Genomic DNA, 16,014 nt, shown 5'->3' on the forward strand with positions numbered 1-16,014 from the left:
CCTTCAACTTGACGCGGATTATTCCAGAGCAATAGCGGCTTTTCGGTTACAGCATTGTTAAATTCACGTGACATGTAATACATCTGTATTACAAAGCCGACCGCTAACACGAAAATTCAGCGGATGATCGGGCGCGGGCGGTAGCTATGAAATTTAAGATTCTTTTTGCGGGCATTGCCTCACTGCCATTGAGCGAAGGAAGAAGCCCCTTCTCCCTCCAGGAGAAGGTTGGGATGAGGGGAGATAGAACCATCCGCTCTTAACTTAATAGCAGTGGGACGTGGTCCAGGTATGAATTGTCGTGAGCTGTGGACGGCAAGGCGTATCCTGACTATTGAGCTACTTCAGCTAAACCCAAGAAGTCCGTGATGCCCGCCGGGATACCCACAGGGCACAAGAGCGGGCATCCAGTGCCATGGAAGGCAAGTTTTAAGCTATCAATGAATTCTGGACTCGGCATTCAGGGGAAACTGGACGCCTTGGGACCGCGCAGCAAATCAGCTGCGGCAACTGGGCTCCCGCCTGCGAGGGAGCGACGATACCTGAGCAGACTAAACAACACCCAGTAAGACCTTGGCATTGACGATGCCATCAGCATCGGCCGGTTTTTCGACATCGATTTGCAGCACTTGCAAGCGGTGTTTGGTTTCCAGAATCGCCAGCCAGGACATCAGTCGGTCGAAGGCCAGATGTTCCAGCCAGACGCTGACTTTATCCTCGCCTTCCGGCGACAGGTGTTTGATCGCCGGTTTTATCTCCAGCTGCTGGCTGCTGAAATCGACTACCGCCATCGGCGATTGATTAGCGCCTTCCAATGCCGGTGCATCAACCGTAGCCTGTTGCCGCAAAGCCGCCACTTCGTTACCGACTTGTTCTAAGTAGGTATAGATTTGCTGTTGCGCCTGGATTTTTAGGGTCAGCAAGCGGCTTTGTTCAGCAATTGGTTGGTAAAACAGCAGGTAAGCGCCATACATCAGCACGACCAGCACACCACCCAGCGCCAGTACTCGCTCTCTGGGCGTTAATTCGGCAAAACGCTGCGCTAAATCATTTTTCGCGAATCTCAAGTTGCGCCTCCACGCCGTTTGCGCCGCTGTCGGCGGATTGAATTTTCACCTGCATGCTGATTTGCAACTGCTGTTTGAATTGCTCCAGTTGGCCGATGTCGTCGGCAAGCAGATGTAACTGCAAACCGCCGTTCAGGAAATTGAGCTTTTTCAAGTGTACGGCCGGCGCGTCTTTCAACACCAATCCGGAACGGTAGATCAAGCGCATGAAGCCGCTACCGGCAAAAGCCTGTTGTTTTCTGAGCTGCGCCAGCTGTTGCTCGGCCTGAGCTTTGACATTGACGATGCGTTTCACATCGGGAAAAGTTTGTTTGAACAGCTCTTGGCTTTTCGCTTCCAACTCGCTTAGTTCGGCTTGTTGTTGCCAATAGGTATGTAGTAAAGCGTAGCTCTGCACCGCCAAGGCCGCAGCCAAAATGATGGCCGCCGGCAGCCACTGTTGCCAGCGGCCTTTTGGACGATGACTGACGGCATACGCACCGCTCAACAAATTCAGCTCGGCTGGCAATGACTCGACTGAGCTCGCCATGAATTGCAAAGGCTTGGCTATGACTGTTTCCAAACCGTTATTTGCCAAACCATCCGGCAGCTGGGTGTCTTCGCTGTGTTTGCATATCAGTAAAGTCTGGAAATCGGCACCTTCGGCACAGGCTTTTTCCAGCAGTTGCGGCAGAAATTGCGCATCCACGCCGCCGCCCAAATAGGCAGCGCTGCGCAAAATTGCGTTGCTTTCTTCGAGCAACAAAGTCGTTTGTCCAGGCCGATACGGCAGGCATAAGGTTTCCGGATACGCAGCTGCCAGCTCTAAACCGGCTTCGCGAAACGGAGTAAGCCGCGCCGCTAATGTGTCGTGCGTAATCGCCGCCACGGCGAGTTTATCCCGGTCCTGCTTTAACCAAACCAGATGATAATTTTCCACGTCCTCGGCCAGTAGGTCTTCCAACGCAAACGGCAAGGCTTTTTTCAGTTGCGCGGTGGTTTTAACCGCCAGCTCGATCTCCAGCAACAATACTGAAGCGGCCGGCAATAACAGCAGTACAGACTTACCCTGCGCAGCCGCTGCCAACTCGGCCATCGTGCCTGATGTCGGCCGACTATCAGGCACGGCAAGATTCAACCATTCCAGTTTATCGGCAGATTCGGCACCTAATCTGACCAGCAGTTTTTCAGCCATGCGCCAAGCCCTGGCGCTGGCGCTTCACCACTTGCGCGCCACCATTATCGCGCTGCAATTGCGACTCAAACTGCAAATGGGTTTTGCCCATATCGATTTGCCCTTGTAATAAAAAGTTTTGCGAACTGACACCCAAGCCATATTTACCGATGCCGGCGTCGGCAACCGTTTCATCCTTTAAAAATTCGGCGACTTTTGCAAAAGGCTTGCCTCGGGCTCTGAACATGGATTCCGCCTGATCGGCGCTGATGTCGTCCGCCAAGCAACGCAACACCGTAGCGCTGGCGGTATTGACATTCAGCGGCGCGTAACCCTCCACCGCGTAGACATAAGGCAGCAATTTCAGATAGGTCTCGCGCGTCATGCCCTGCACCAACAGCAACTCGCTGACATCGGCAAATTGCCGGTTAGCGGCGCGGTAAGCCGGCTTTTGGCGGGTGTAGGTTTCGTCTTCCGCGCCGTGCGGATAGCTGACATCCATATCCGCATCAACCCAATCGGCAATCGCCTGCACCAGCTCGGTTTTCAGTTTTAGAATGGCCAGCAAGCGTTCCAGGCGCTTGATATCGTCCTTGGAAATTTTGCCCTCCACCAATACGTTGTTCAGATTAATCCGGCCCTGCAAATCCTCAATCTGTGCTTGCATCGTGCCGCCGACGACGTTTGTCCTTGCCAACGGTATGGACCAATCTCCAGCCAAACCATCTACTTTACCGGCCGTGGCGTCGGCAGCCAGCCGGCCGATGGCCCAACTTTCCAAGCCGTACACGTATTCCCAGGCTTGCGCGCTACGCAGCTGATTTTCGGTGCGGCGAATATCCAACTGCCGCGCGCTGGACATCGACACCACGGCAACGGTAGCGATAGCCAGTATCAACATGACGGTGATCAACGCGATCCCGGATTGCGCCTGATGTAGCGACCTCATTCCCGCACCAGAAACAGCCGCTGAATGTCACCCAAGCCGGCCACGTTAAAATTCGCTTCCACCGCTCTGGGCAATCCGGTACCACCGGCCGGCCAATGCGTAGTCCAGTCGCTGCCGTAAAACCGCAAATCAAGCGCCGCGACGTTCAGCAATTTTTTCCGGCGAAATTGCGTCTGCTGGGTACGATCCAACACGGTCCAGACCTGCCGATACAAGCTGCCGTTTTCCAGACGATAACTGATACGTTGCAATTGACTGTGCATCGCCAACGCCGACCATTCCGGCACACTGCGCGTCAAGGTCAGCAAGTCCTCGCCATTACCGCCGGAAAACACCGGCTGTTCGCTGCCGAATTCGTCCCGCACCTGGCGCGGCAAGGCTTGAGCCAGATCTTCGTTCAACAAATACAGGGTTTGCTGCAACGCGGCGATGCTGTCCGAGCGTTTTTCCGTGCCCGCTCTGGCATCCAACACCGCGCTCAAGCCGGCGTAAGCCATGGCCGCCATGATCGCGAACACGGCCATCGCGATCAGGATTTCCAGCAAGGTGAAGCCGCGACTGGCGCTATTATTCATGGCCGGTCGGAACATAACTAAGCAATCCGGCATAAGGCGACTTGTCGCCTTCCAGAAACACTTCTATCCGATAATCCCAGACCGTGCCGCCGACACTCGGCGTCACGCCACGCTTGGCCTGCCAATACCAACGCCGGCCTGCCATCGTGTCCCAGCCATCCTGGTTTTCCGGTTTTTCGGTAGCCAGGCGCAATTGCACCGCATGGTTCGCGGCTATCGTCGCGGCTATCGTTTTGTTTTCCAGATACCAAAGATTCTTGGTGTTATCAGCGGTAATTTTGATCAAGCCGGCCATCAGAATGGCTAACAGAGCCAAAGCAATCAGCACTTCCAACAGCGTGAAGCCGCCGTTACCGGAATATTTCATGGCTTGATGGCGACACTGGCAACCGCTAAGCCCTCGTCCGCCGTATTGCTCAGCCAAAACCGGAGATCGCTTTTTGCTAAATCCAACGCAATTTGGAACGCATCGGCGGCCCCGTCCGGGGTAAATACAATCTGCGGCTCGGGATGCACCTTGCTGCCAAAGTGCTTAGTCAGGTACACCGGCTTTTCGTCCAGGGTCAACGCCAAGGTCATACCGGCTGGCAAATCCCGCTGTCTGAAGACCGCATCAGTATTCTCCGGCCGCCACTTGCCTTGGGTCGGCGATAGAAACCTATACCCTTGACCGACCAACTCCAGACCTATACTTTCGCCGCGTATCATCGCTTCCTGCTCAGCCAGCTCCAGCAATTTTGCCAGCCGCTCAACTTCCAATTGTTGCTGCTTGCTGTGATCGGCATTGCCCATCGCCAGCATCGCCATGCTGCTCATCACGCCGATCAGGACCATCGCAATCAATAGCTCGATCAGCGTAAAGCCACGAATGTTTAAGCCCTTAAGCTGAGTTATTTTTGCGCCCAATTGGTGATGTCCGCGCCGGCTTCGCTGCCGCCTTCCACGCCGTCGGCCCCGAAGGAATACAAATCAAATTCGCCGTGCGCGCCGGGCTGCATGTAAAAATACGGTTTGCCCCAGGCATCGACCGGCAGTTGATCGAGATAGCCGCCCTGCTTCCAACGCGCGCCTTGCGGCAGATTGGCCGGCTTGTGTACCAAGGCTTCCAGGCCTTGATCGGTAGTCGGATAGCTGAAGTTATCCAGGCGATACAGATCCAGCGCGGCGCTGATGGCTCTGATGTCTTGCAAAGTGCGGGTGGCACGGGCTTCGTCCGGCCTGCCCATGATTTTCGGCACGACGATGGACGCCAAAATGCCCAAAATCACGACCACAATCATCACTTCGATCAGGGTAAAGCCTTGCTGTTTTTTATTGCTCATAGCGGTTTAAAATCGTATTGGTTTAAGCACGCCCCGGCATACGGGACAACTGGGAGAAGATTAGAAAGCCAACGTGACAGGCGTATGACAAAACGCTATCTAATCAATTGGTTCATTTCAAATATCGGTAACAGAATCGCCAGCACTATGGTCAGCACCACCAGGCCCATGAACAAAATCAGAGCCGGCTCGAATAAACCCATGGTCAATTCGGTGAGCGCCTGAATATCGCGCTCCTGATCGTCGGCGGCGCTTTCCAGCATACGCGGCAATTGCCCACTGGCTTCGCCGCTGGCGACCAAATGTATCGTCACCGGCGGGAAGAAACCGCTGGCTTCTAGCGCCTTGTTCAAACTCTGCCCTTCGCGGACGCGGATCGCAGTGTGTGCGACTGCTTGCTGCATGGCATTGTTGGACAACACCTGACTGGAGATTTTTAAGGCTTCCAGCAGCTCGACGCCGCTATTGGTCAAAATCGCCAACGTGCGGGTAAAGCGGGCAGTGTTTAAGCCCTTGGAAAAGCGGGCGGTAATCGGCATGGTCAATAGCCAACGGTGAAACAGCATGCGCGGCCGCTCCCTGCGCAAAATCAGCTTCGCCGCCACAGACAAGCCCACCGCTATGATCAGCAACAGCAAGCCGTTGCTCTGCAAAAAATCGCTGCAACTAATTAAGGCCTGGGTAATAGCCGGCAGCTCGTGGCCCATCTTGTCGAACACGCCAGTAATTTCCGGCACCACGTAAGCCAACAGGCCTATGACCACCAATACGGACACCGACGACAACAACACCGGATAAATCATGGCCATTTGTAACTTGCGATGCAGTTGGCCTTTGTCGCTTAGATAATCGGCCAGTTTTTCCAGCACCTGATCCAGCTTGCCCGAGGATTCGCCGGCTTCGATAGTGGCGCGGTACAGGGGCGGAAAAGTACTGGGAAAGGCCTGACATGCCACGGCCAGACTTTGCCCTTCCAGAACTCGGCTTCTGATCGCCAGCAATATCCTTCTGGCCCTCGCCGACTCCAGTTGCCTGGCGATAATGCCCAAGGCTTCATCAATCGCCAAGCCGGACTTCAACAGAGCCGCCAACTGCCGAGTGATGTGCGCCAGTGCGCGCATGCCGATGTTTTGCGCCAATAAGGGCGACTGACCGCTGCGTTCTTTTTTATGAACTTCCTGAATGTCCAGCAGGGTTAAATCATTGGCCTTCAATTGTTGGCGCGCGGTTTTGATCGTGTCGCTCTCAAGTGTGCCTTTAACCGACTTGCCCTTGCCGTTCAGCGCTTGATATTCGAAGACCGCCATACCAGATTAATCCTTTAAGGTGATACGGATGGCTTCGTCGATGCTGGTATCGCCGTTCAGCACTTTTTCCAGCGCACTTTGCTGGATGCTGCGCGAGGAAAGTCGGGCATGCCGTTCCAGTTCCAGGTCGCCGGCGCCATCGTGTATCAACTGCTGCATCGTGCTATCCAGCATGATCATTTCAAAGATACCGGCCCGGCCTTTGTAGCCGTGGTTATGGCACAGCGGGCAGCCTTGGGGTTGATAAACGGTAACTGGCTCGCAGGTTTCGCTGCGATACCCCAGCTTGGCTAAATCCTGTTCCGGCATCTGTTCCGGTTTTTTACAATGCGGGCACAGTTTGCGCACCAACCGCTGGGCTATCACACCGACCAAGCTGGACGCCAATAAGAACGGCTCTATGCCCATATCGCGCAGCCGGGTTATAGCGCCCACGGCAGTATTGGTATGCAGTGTCGACAGCACCAAGTGACCGGTCAAGCTGGCCTGCACCGCTATCTCGGCAGTTTCCCGGTCGCGAATCTCGCCGACCATCACAATATCTGGGTCCTGACGCAAAATTGCGCGCAAGCCCTTGGCAAAAGTCATATCCACCTTGGCATTGACCTGGGTTTGGCCGACGCCGTCCAGATAATATTCGATGGGGTCTTCGACGGTGAGAATATTGCGACTGCGTTGATTGAGTTGGTTGACCACCGCGTACAAACTGGTAGTTTTCCCGGAGCCGGTAGGCCCGGTTACCAGAATGATGCCGTGGGGCCTGGCGATCATCTGCTGAATGCTGTTCAGCTCGTAATCTGACATGCCGACTTGCTTCAGACTTAATTGGTTGGCCTGCTTATCCAGCAAACGTAATACCACTCGTTCGCCGTGGCCGGAGGGCAAGGTCGATACCCGCACGTCCACAGTGCGGCCGCCGATATTCAAGGAGATACGACCATCCTGCGGCAAGCGCTTTTCGGCGATGTCCAGCTTGGCCATGACTTTAAGCCGGGAAATCACCATGGGCGCGAATTCGCGCTGCGGCTCGATAATTTCCCGCAAGGTGCCGTCCACCCGAAACCGCACTACCATGCGTTTTTCGTAGGATTCGATGTGAATGTCCGAGGCGTTTTCCTTGATGGCTTCGGTGAGCAGCGCGTTGATCAAACGAATGATCGGCGCTTCGTCCTCACTTTCCAGTAAGTCTTCCGGCTTTGGCAGATGTTGGGCCATCTCGGACAAATCCAGGTTGTCCTGCATATCGTCGACCATCTGTTGCGCGTGGCCGGTTTTGTGTTCGTAAACCGCTTGCAGCAAGCGCTCAAATTCTTCCGCGCCGACTGTTTCATAACTGGCCGGTCTAGCCACAAAGCGCCGGGTTTCCAACAACGCCGTTAGCGAGGCTTTAGGTTGATAGACAATACGCGCCTGCTGCGCGGAACATTCCGCAACGATCACGCCGTGACGTTTGGCAAACCCGTAAGACGGGAGCCTGTTATCGGTCGGCGCCGGCGCTATTGGGTCAGCGGTTGCCATTGCCGCCAGCCTCGCCGCGATTGTCTTCTACAGCCGAATTGTCGTCCGATAAGTTGTCCAGCAATGGCTGTTTCTGTTCCGGCATCAACAGCACGCCATCCTGGTTAAACTCTCGCTGCTTGTCGCGAATGTAATTGTATTTGTCGTGGGTTAAGCCGCTGGACTTACCCGCATCCCTGATGATTTGCGGGCGCAAAAACACCATCAGATTCTTTTTGGTGATAGTCGTCGAATTGGTTTGGAACAAGTAGCCCAGATAAGGAATATCCCCCAACAGCGGCACCTTATCCACCGTTTCGGTGATGTCGTCTTGGATCAAGCCGCCCAATACCAACACCTTGCCGTCATCGACCAATACGCTGGTTTCGATTTTGCGTTTATTGGTCTGCAAATCAGCACCGGTAGTACCTTGGACAACGCTCGAAACCTCTTGCGCGACTTTTAATTTGACCGCATTGCCTTCGCTGATCTGCGGCAAAACTTTGAGTTTAATACCGATGTCTTCGCGTTGGATGGTTTGAAATGGGGTACTCAGGCTGCCGCCGACGGAAGGTGTGTATTGTCCGGTGGTTAACGGGATGTTGCGACCGACGATCATGTTGGCTTCTTCGTTGTCCATCGTCACCAGCGACGGCGTGGATAACACGTTGACGTCGGTATCGTTGGCAAACGCGGTCAACAAGGCTTTTAACTCGCTGCCTGCCAAATAACCGATACTCAAGCCCTTACCGACGGAGGAAATAAATTGCGATAGATCCAGCGAGTTGCCCTCCCCTTTTCTGCTGGCCGCAAATACGCTGCCGTCTTCCTTGGTTTGCCATTCGACGCCAATATTCTGCGATTTGTCGTAGCTGACTTCGGCAATAATCGCTTCGATATGCACCTGCGCGCGGCGCACATCCAATTGTCTGACCACCGATTTCAAGGTCGCCATCAAATCGTGCGGCGCCGTGATTATCAGCGCGTTAGCCGCTTCGTCCGCGCGAATATCAAAATCCTTGCTGGTGGTGGCTTTGGTTTTGGGCTGGTCGGCTTTTTCGTCCTTCAAAGACCCCACCCCGGTCAGCGTTTCCACCAATTCCTTGGCTACCGCATAACGCATATAAATCACTTCGGTGTTGCCGGATTTTTCCATCGGCGTATCCAGATTGGCGATCAAGGCGCGCATCTGCAAGCGCATCTCCGGCTCTCCGCCGAGAATAATGGAATTGGAGCGTTCGTCGGCCACCATCGGCGGTGCGACCGGCGTGGTTTTGCCGGCACTGTTACTGGTTATTAGCGTGTTCAGCGGCAGAATCAAATCCGCGGCATTGGCGTGCCGCAAATTGATGATTTCAATGTTTTGCAAATCGCTTTTATCGATTTGCTTGATCATCGCCGCCAAACGTTTAACGTTGGCGGCGGTATCGGACAGGATCACGGTGTTACTCTCCGGCACCGCGCCGATAAACGCGTATTGCGGCATCAACGGCAAAAGGGTCTGTACCAGTTGCGTGGCATCGACATGATGCACCTGCAACACCCTGGTCAGTTGCTCGTCGCCGTTCTGCGGATTGCCGCGCAACTCGCTTTCCTCCCCGTCCTGCTTGGCGGTGACATTCGGAATAATCTTGACGACGTTGCCGTTCGGAATCGCCGAGTAACCGTGCACCTTTAATATGGACAGGAATACATCGTAAACCTGGGCAGATTTCATCGGTGTGGAAGTCACTACCGAGATATTGCCAGTGATGCGCGGATCGATAATAAAGTTTTTACCGGTGACATCGGCAACCGTTTCGATCAGCGCGCGAATATCGACATCTTTCAGATTCAGCGAGAATTCGTCTTTTTCCGCCAGCAGCATCGGGCAGAAAATAGCCAGCAGAAAGCCGATCAACAAGCGTGTTTTCATTTGCAGTTTACAAGGGAGGGGATTATTCGGTGGCGCTTGGTGCGCGGACGCTATCTTTTTTTAATAACAAGGATTCCTGGCGTTCGCCACGTTTTAGCAAGACCCGGTCTTGTTCGACAGCCTGCAACACCGCGCCGCCGGGCAGCTGGTCGCCCAGCCTATATTTCTTTTGCTGCCCGTCGTCGGCTTGAATGATGCCGCTGGCATTTTCCGGATTCTTGGATAAAAACATGATACCCAGCAGTTTCAGCTGCAATTGCGTCTCCGCAACGGCGTCGTTACTCGAGACACTCTCCGGGCTTTGCCCAAACAAATGCCAGGTGGCGATTTCTGAAAAATCCATGGGCGGATTTTGCGCGGCCGTCTCGGTAGGCACCGATGCAGCAGCCTCTGTCGAAGTCCGATCTATGTCCGCCAACGCGGTGGACAGATTTACATACAACACCCCAAGCAAATAAACCGTAGCCAGGGCTGTGGCAAGCCATTGCAGATAGGCGCCACCCACCACTTCTCGTTCCGCTGCTTTCCAATCGAAAGCGAATTTTGAAAAACCGGCAAATTTCATCATGGTTGGATTATGCTGGGAAAACATGACTGTTTTATGACAATCCCAGCTTGGCGCGATAGTGCCCAATCCGCGCCGGCAGCCGACTTGCCGGTAGCCCCCAAGCGCTGTTAGAGTTGACCGGAAGCCATAAACTCACCGACATCAACTAAGCACATGAATGGACTATCAACCCTGGAACAGGCCTTTGCCGGCGCAGCGAGCCGCATCGAGGGAATCGATAAACTAGCCGGCGATTTAAATCGCTGGTATCTGCAACAGCCGGCGGAACGCAACTTCCTACATCCTTGCTTAATCGGCGGCAAACCGGCCCTGGTGTGCCAAGCCGGCCTGAGCCGGGATGCCGAAGCTGCTTTTGCCGAATTGGCAGCCATCGCCCGGCGCTACGGCGTTTACTTAAAAGAAGACAGCCGGCAGCGCGACGATAGTTCTATCCTGCATAACCGCCGCCGTGAAGTCAGTCTGGTGCTGAGTTTTTGCATAGGCATGATGGGCTCTTCGCGCATCGTAACCGCCAACGATTTGCAGCCGGTCAACGCCGTGCATGCAGTCGCCAGCCAACTGGCCGAGCCGGTCAATACGATGCAGGCCAAGCTGTCGGTCGATCAGGACGGCGCAGCGACGATACGCTTACGCCTGCGGAAACCGCCCAGCGCCGCAGAAGTGATGGCCGCTTACAGCCAAAAACAGGCCACGCTGAACAGCGATCCGCTGGCGAAAACGGAAATGGCCAATTTCCTCAGCGCTATCTATCAGGCCGAGTCCAGCGATCCGGCCAATATCAGCGCAGACTTGGCAGTCATGGCCGACTATTTTTCGCATTACCCGCAAGCCGTGAATTTGCTCAGCGAACTGCGCGGCCAAAAACTCATCCTCAAATACCGGCAAAATACTTGGCAAACTCAGGCCTTTGGCAATCAATTTGGGGTGGATAGCGTGACGATTTACTTCGACACCCGTTTGGGCGCGCAATTGCTGAACGATCCGGGCTGCGACAGCACACCCGCATGCAGCATCTCGCCCGCCGACGCCTTACTGCATGAATTGCTGCATGCCAAATTGATGTTGCTGGATAGCCAGCATTTTATTGACGGCGGCGGCATGGCCCAAACCTTGTACCCATTCGAGCACGAACGCGAAGTGATCAATCACGAAAATCGTTTATACCAAGATATGAACCAATTGGATGGCCGTGCCCGTCCTTTAAGGCATAGACATAGCGGCGAGTTGTTGCAAGTCTCCTGCCCGGCCTGCAACCCAACAAAGCAAGTTGCGTCAAGCGACCCAAGTCTGTAAAACTAGCGAAATTTCGTGATAGACATAACAAAAACTACTCAACTCAGGAGACACACAATGACGCCCATATCCAGCCGTAATGTTGCCGAAAAATGGCGGTTTGCCAGACTCGGCGGTTTCGATCAGGTTGAATTGAAACGCGGTAGCGATTTAATCGGACTGCCGGAACTGGATCAGAAATTATGGGCGGCACTGAGTTGCCCGACGCACGGATTGTTCTTCGACAACCAAACATTGGCGCTGCTGGATACCGATAACGATGGCCGCATCCGAGCCAATGAGGTAATCGAGGCGGTGCGTTGGGTGAGTAAGGTACTGAAAAACCCGGCCGATTTGATCCAACAGAAGACCACCCTGCCGCTGGCGGCGATAAACGATCAAGATGAAGAAGGTCAACAGCTACTGGCCTCCGCCGTCGAGATCTTAAAAAATCTGGGCAAGGCGGATGCGACCGAAATCACCACCGACGATCTGGCCGACATGACCAAGGTCTTCGCCAACACTCAATTTAACGGTGACGGTATTATCCCGGTTAAAGCCGCCGGCGACGAAGCCGGCCAGCAAGCCATCACCGACATCATCGCCTGCTTGGGCGAGGTTGAGGATCGCTGCGGCGAGCCGGGTATTAATCTGGAGAAAATCGAGCAATTTTTTAAAGATGCCGGCGCATACTTCGATTGGTGGCAACAGAGCGACGCAGAAGCCGTGCGGATTCGCAATCAAATCGCCGACACTGAAGCGGCAGCGGCCTTGCTGGCCCAAATAAAACCGAAAATCGACGACTTTTTTACCCGCTGCCAATTGGCGGAATTCGACACCGGCGCGACCGAGTTGTTGAACCCAGCCGACAGCCGCTACGAAGAACTGGCCGGCATAGACTTGTCGGCAAGCAACGAAGAACTGGCTAAATTGCCGCTGGCCGCTATCGCCGCCGGCGCTAACTTGCCGTTAAATGCCGGCTTGAATCCGGCTTGGCGGTCTGCGATAGAACAGTTAAAAACCCTGGTGCTGACACCGCTGCTGGGCGCTTTGGACAGCTTGTCCGACGCACAATGGCAAAGCGTGATCGGTCAGTTTGCTGATTACCAGGCCTGGTTGCAGAAAAAGCCCGCCAATGCCGTCGAAAGCTTGGGGCTGGAGCGCATCAAAACCCTGTTGCAAAGCGATGCGCAAGCCAAATTGACCGGCTTGATCGAACAGGATCTGGCCTTGGAACCGCAAGCCACCGCCATCGACTCGGTCGTGCGCTTGCTGCATTACTACCGCGATCTTTACACCTTATTAAATAACTTCGTGTCGTTTCGCGATTTTTACAGTGCCGAACCGCACGCTATTTTCCAGGCCGGTACCTTGTATCTGGACGGCAGAAGTTGTCAATTGTGCGTAAAAGTGGATGACGTGGACAGCCACAGCAAACTGGCCGAACTGAGCAAAATATTTCTGGCCTACTGCGTATGCCGTCGGCAAGGCAGTAACGAAACGCTGACCATCGCCGCAGCGGTTACCGGCGGCGACAGCGACAATTTGCGCGTCGGCCGCAACGGCGTGTTTTACGACCGCAATGGCCTGGATTGGGACGCGACCATCGTCAAAATTATCGAAAATCCGATCAGTATCAAAGAAGCCTTCTGGTCGCCGTACAAACGCGTCGCGCGGATGATTAACGAACAACTGGAAAAAAGTGCAGCGGCCCGCGACAAAGCGGCTAACGCCAATGCTTTTAAAGGCATTTCCGAAGCCGGCGCCAATGCCGGACAAGGCAAGGAACCGCCGGCCCCGTTCGATGTCGGTAAATTCGCCGGGATTTTCGCTGCCATCGGTTTGGCAATCGGCGCCATCGGTACCGCGCTGGCCGCCGTGATGAGTAGCTTCATGGGCTTGGTTTGGTGGCAAATGCCGCTGGCCATCGTGGGTGTGATGCTGGCGATTTCCGGCCCGTCCATGTTCATCGCTTACTTGAAACTGCGCCAACGCAATCTGGCGCCGGTCCTGGATGCCTGCGGCTGGGCGGTGAATGCCAAGGCCTTTATCAACATCCCGTTCGGTCGCTTGTTGACCGGCGTCGCCAAATTACCGAAAGACGCGGAAATGCAAATGGTCGATCCGTTCGGCGAAAAGCAAAGCCATTGGCAAAGCTACGTGTTCTTGCTGATCCTGCTGGCCGGCGCCGCCTACGCCTGGCAAAAAGGCTATATCGGACCTAAGCCAGAACCGGAAAAAGCAGCCCAGGTTGAGGAAAAAGCGGCGGTGGCTAAAGTTGATGCTCCGGCAGCGGCCCCGGCTAAACCTGCGGAACCGGCTAAGTAAGTCTTTCCTTATAGAAAGTTCGGAGCCGGAGCAATTACTTTATCAAGTAGTTGCTCCGGTCCGGCATCATTTTAGAAGTGTAGGGTGGATAAGCTCAGCGTCATCCACCTATTTAAGTTTCAATGGCGGATGACGCTACGTTTATCCGCCCTACGGGCTAAGTAAGTCTTTTATTGCAATAGGACTGGGACCGGGGTAATTACGTTATCAAGTGGTTGCTCCGGTCCCGCTTAATGCTAGAACTGTAGGGTAGATGACGCTTCGCTTATCACCAGGTTATCCAATGCACGAATGAGGATTCCATCTCTCCGGCCATTTTTAGTCATCAATACTCGCCAAACTGATTAGTTCTACAATAATACGAGCACTTACGAAATGGACCATTGAACTTTCCGCTGTCCCGCGCAGGAGCATTCCCACCAGCATGGGAAACTGTAAATCTTGCGCACCGTTACTTGATGGTCGCATATAAAAGACTGGGCTGCCGCTGAGCCCGTCAAAGCTAGAAAGACCGATTGACGTTTCGATCCTCGCAACATGGCAATGCTCAGAGACGCTATAGCCCTGATAAATGGCCCGAATTACACTTCTAGTGTTCTCGATCGTTCGTGCCTCAAAGTTAACGAAATTACGTTCAGTTGCATATCCAATGATCCACAGCTCGTCGTTCGCAGACAGGGACTCAGCCGACATTAGACCCGTATCCACATTCTGCGCCGTCAATGGCGTATCACCAGATTTATCAAATGCTACAAGGTCAATACGAAGAGCATAGATATCCTTGTACTCCTCATCGTCTCCACCTTCCTTCCTAATTACGTACTTCTCATTAAATGGAAGCGATTTTCGCGAGTTATCCGCCGGAAATATTCTGAGCGCTTCCGCTGAGCCTCCCAAATTCGTCATTACGTGCTGTGCTGTAATCCAGAAGTAATTCTTCGAATCTGCGAGTAAAAACGATGACCCCTTGCCCCAATATGTATATTCTGAATCGCTGTACTCGAAGAGGACCGGACGTGCAATTTCCTCAAACTCATGCATATAGATGGCTAACAACTGATTAAATAATTTCTGCATGTCATCTTGAATCGATTCGGCATATCAAGTCAGGTAGGATGGGCACGGTTTTGTGCACACGCGGAATTAAAGCAATCGCGCGAAATGGTGGGCAGAAAAGCGTTACCCACCCGACTTTTGAATATGGCTTTCAACGCAAACAATTTGGTGCAATTCGAAATTCATCGCCCTCACCCAGCTCCTTTCCCATCTACACCTCACGGCGCAATCATGCCATTGTGCAAATAGCTTTCTTCGTAATTAAATACGATATTTGCATCCGGCAAGACCAGCGTTTCGTCCTTGCCCTTGTAATCCAAACGAAACAATAAATCTTTGATGATATTGATCCGCGCGGATTGTTTATCGTCGGATCTAACGACCGTCCAGGGCGCGGATAAATGGTGGGTTCTGGCGAACATAATGTTGCGGGCTTCGCTGTATTGCTGCCAGTGTTTTTGGGCTTCCTTGTCGATGGGGCTGATTTTCCACTGTTTCAGGGGATCTTTCTGGCGTTGCTTTAAGCGTTCTTTTTGCTCGGCTTTGCTGATGTCCAGATAGTATTTCAGCAGCTTGATGCCGGAGCGCACCAGCAGCTGTTCGTAGTGAGCGACGGTTTCGATGAACTCGTGGTATTCATCATCGTTGCAAAAGCCCATCACCCGCTCCACGCCGGCCCGGTTGTACCAACTGCGATTGAACAACACCATTTCCTGGGCGGCCGGCAAATGGTGGGTGTAACGTTGAAAATACCAGGTGCTGAGGTCGCGGTCGGACGGTTTACCCAGTGCCACCACCCGGATTTCCCTGGGGCTGAGATGTTGAATGATGCGCTTGATGGTACCGTCTTTGCCGCCGGCATCACGGCCTTCCAGGATAATCAGGATTTTGTCGCCATGCTTGATGATGTGATTCTGCAATTTGACCAGTTCCACTTGCAGTAGCTGTAAAGTGTCTTTATAAACCTGCTTATCGGCTTTGGGTGGGTGCTTTTTGCTCATAGTT

The 16,014-nt window shown here is 53.7% G+C and carries 15 protein-coding genes; 2 read left to right on the forward strand and 13 right to left on the reverse strand.

Annotated elements, in window-relative coordinates; translation table 11 throughout:
- Positions 1–551: 551 nt before the first annotated feature.
- The 11 genes from gspM to ACR64Q_RS12675 all read right to left on the reverse strand — a co-directional run bounded on the left by gspM (position 552) and on the right by ACR64Q_RS12675 (position 10,353).
- Positions 552–1,067 (reverse strand): type II secretion system protein GspM, encoded by a 516-nt coding sequence (gene gspM, locus ACR64Q_RS12625; protein ID WP_313732287.1) that lies wholly within the window; start codon positions 1,065–1,067, stop codon positions 552–554.
- Complete coding sequence (gene gspL, locus ACR64Q_RS12630; protein WP_313732286.1) at positions 1,048–2,241, reverse strand: type II secretion system protein GspL; 1,194 nt, start codon at positions 2,239–2,241, stop codon at positions 1,048–1,050. Before gspL ends, gspM begins: the two co-directional genes overlap by 20 nt.
- Positions 2,234–3,169: a type II secretion system minor pseudopilin GspK gene (gene gspK, locus ACR64Q_RS12635; RefSeq protein ID WP_313732285.1), complete on the reverse strand. Its 936-nt coding sequence runs from the start codon at positions 3,167–3,169 to the stop codon at positions 2,234–2,236. Before gspK ends, gspL begins: the two co-directional genes overlap by 8 nt.
- On the reverse strand, positions 3,166–3,744 hold the full coding sequence (gspJ, locus tag ACR64Q_RS12640) for a type II secretion system minor pseudopilin GspJ (protein ID WP_313732284.1): 579 nt from the start codon (positions 3,742–3,744) through the stop codon (positions 3,166–3,168). The genes gspK and gspJ overlap by 4 nt, the downstream gene beginning before the upstream one ends.
- Entirely contained in the window at positions 3,737–4,111 is a 375-nt protein-coding gene (gspI, locus tag ACR64Q_RS12645) for a type II secretion system minor pseudopilin GspI (protein WP_313732283.1), read from the reverse strand. Before gspI ends, gspJ begins: the two co-directional genes overlap by 8 nt.
- Positions 4,108–4,650: a type II secretion system minor pseudopilin GspH gene (gene gspH / locus ACR64Q_RS12650; RefSeq protein WP_313732282.1), complete on the reverse strand. Its 543-nt coding sequence runs from the start codon at positions 4,648–4,650 to the stop codon at positions 4,108–4,110. Before gspH ends, gspI begins: the two co-directional genes overlap by 4 nt.
- Positions 4,635–5,066, reverse strand: a complete 432-nt coding sequence (gspG, locus tag ACR64Q_RS12655) for a type II secretion system major pseudopilin GspG (RefSeq protein ID WP_313732281.1) — start codon at positions 5,064–5,066, stop codon at positions 4,635–4,637. The genes gspH and gspG overlap by 16 nt, the downstream gene beginning before the upstream one ends.
- A 95-nt stretch (positions 5,067–5,161) precedes the next feature.
- A complete protein-coding gene (gspF, locus tag ACR64Q_RS12660; RefSeq protein WP_313732280.1) occupies positions 5,162–6,373 on the reverse strand; it encodes a type II secretion system inner membrane protein GspF in 1,212 nt (403 codons plus the stop codon).
- Between the two features lie 6 nt (positions 6,374–6,379).
- On the reverse strand, positions 6,380–7,891 hold the full coding sequence (gspE, locus tag ACR64Q_RS12665; protein ID WP_313732279.1) for a type II secretion system ATPase GspE: 1,512 nt from the start codon (positions 7,889–7,891) through the stop codon (positions 6,380–6,382).
- On the reverse strand, positions 7,878–9,785 hold the full coding sequence (gene gspD, locus ACR64Q_RS12670) for a type II secretion system secretin GspD (RefSeq protein WP_313732278.1): 1,908 nt from the start codon (positions 9,783–9,785) through the stop codon (positions 7,878–7,880). Before gspD ends, gspE begins: the two co-directional genes overlap by 14 nt.
- 22 nt (positions 9,786–9,807) lie before the next feature.
- On the reverse strand, positions 9,808–10,353 hold the full coding sequence (locus ACR64Q_RS12675) for a type II secretion system protein N (RefSeq protein WP_313732277.1): 546 nt from the start codon (positions 10,351–10,353) through the stop codon (positions 9,808–9,810).
- A 153-nt stretch (positions 10,354–10,506) separates the two neighbouring features.
- On the opposite strand from ACR64Q_RS12675, the gene ACR64Q_RS12680 reads away from it, so the two are divergent.
- Both ACR64Q_RS12680 and ACR64Q_RS12685 read left to right on the forward strand, forming a co-directional pair.
- Positions 10,507–11,646: a hypothetical protein gene (locus tag ACR64Q_RS12680; RefSeq protein ID WP_313732276.1), complete on the forward strand. Its 1,140-nt coding sequence runs from the start codon at positions 10,507–10,509 to the stop codon at positions 11,644–11,646.
- Between the two features lie 57 nt (positions 11,647–11,703).
- Positions 11,704–13,953: a hypothetical protein gene (locus ACR64Q_RS12685; RefSeq protein WP_313732275.1), complete on the forward strand. Its 2,250-nt coding sequence runs from the start codon at positions 11,704–11,706 to the stop codon at positions 13,951–13,953.
- A gap of 318 nt (positions 13,954–14,271) precedes the next feature.
- Here the strand turns inward: ACR64Q_RS12685 and ACR64Q_RS12690 are convergent, their stop codons facing one another.
- Both ACR64Q_RS12690 and ppk2 read right to left on the reverse strand, forming a co-directional pair.
- A complete protein-coding gene (locus ACR64Q_RS12690; RefSeq protein WP_026601199.1) occupies positions 14,272–15,030 on the reverse strand; it encodes a hypothetical protein in 759 nt (252 codons plus the stop codon).
- Between the two features lie 197 nt (positions 15,031–15,227).
- The gene (gene ppk2, locus ACR64Q_RS12695; protein WP_026601200.1) at positions 15,228–16,010 is read right to left on the reverse strand and encodes a polyphosphate kinase 2; all 783 of its coding nucleotides are present in this window, start codon (positions 16,008–16,010) and stop codon (positions 15,228–15,230) included.
- Positions 16,011–16,014 lie beyond the last annotated feature (4 nt).

It is taken from the genome of Methylomonas sp. 2F7 (assembly GCF_057126975.1).

Excerpts from the sequence above, each read along its gene's own strand:
- gspE (WP_313732279.1), bottom strand. The coding sequence starts at position 7,891 with ATGGCAACCGCTGACCCAATAGCGCCGGCGCCGACCGATAACAGGCTC.
- ACR64Q_RS12680 (WP_313732276.1), top strand. The coding sequence starts at position 10,507 with ATGAATGGACTATCAACCCTGGAACAGGCCTTTGCCGGCGCAGCGAGC.
- ACR64Q_RS12690 (WP_026601199.1), bottom strand. The coding sequence starts at position 15,030 with ATGCAGAAATTATTTAATCAGTTGTTAGCCATCTATATGCATGAGTTT.
- gspL (WP_313732286.1), bottom strand. The coding sequence starts at position 2,241 with ATGGCTGAAAAACTGCTGGTCAGATTAGGTGCCGAATCTGCCGATAAA.
- ACR64Q_RS12685 (WP_313732275.1), top strand. The coding sequence starts at position 11,704 with ATGACGCCCATATCCAGCCGTAATGTTGCCGAAAAATGGCGGTTTGCC.
- gspG (WP_313732281.1), bottom strand. The coding sequence starts at position 5,066 with ATGAGCAATAAAAAACAGCAAGGCTTTACCCTGATCGAAGTGATGATT.
- gspJ (WP_313732284.1), bottom strand. The coding sequence starts at position 3,744 with ATGAATAATAGCGCCAGTCGCGGCTTCACCTTGCTGGAAATCCTGATC.
- ppk2 (WP_026601200.1), bottom strand. The coding sequence starts at position 16,010 with ATGAGCAAAAAGCACCCACCCAAAGCCGATAAGCAGGTTTATAAAGAC.
- gspD (WP_313732278.1), bottom strand. The coding sequence starts at position 9,785 with ATGAAAACACGCTTGTTGATCGGCTTTCTGCTGGCTATTTTCTGCCCG.
- ACR64Q_RS12675 (WP_313732277.1), bottom strand. The coding sequence starts at position 10,353 with ATGATGAAATTTGCCGGTTTTTCAAAATTCGCTTTCGATTGGAAAGCA.
- gspF (WP_313732280.1), bottom strand. The coding sequence starts at position 6,373 with ATGGCGGTCTTCGAATATCAAGCGCTGAACGGCAAGGGCAAGTCGGTT.
- gspI (WP_313732283.1), bottom strand. The coding sequence starts at position 4,111 with ATGAAATATTCCGGTAACGGCGGCTTCACGCTGTTGGAAGTGCTGATT.
- gspK (WP_313732285.1), bottom strand. The coding sequence starts at position 3,169 with ATGAGGTCGCTACATCAGGCGCAATCCGGGATCGCGTTGATCACCGTC.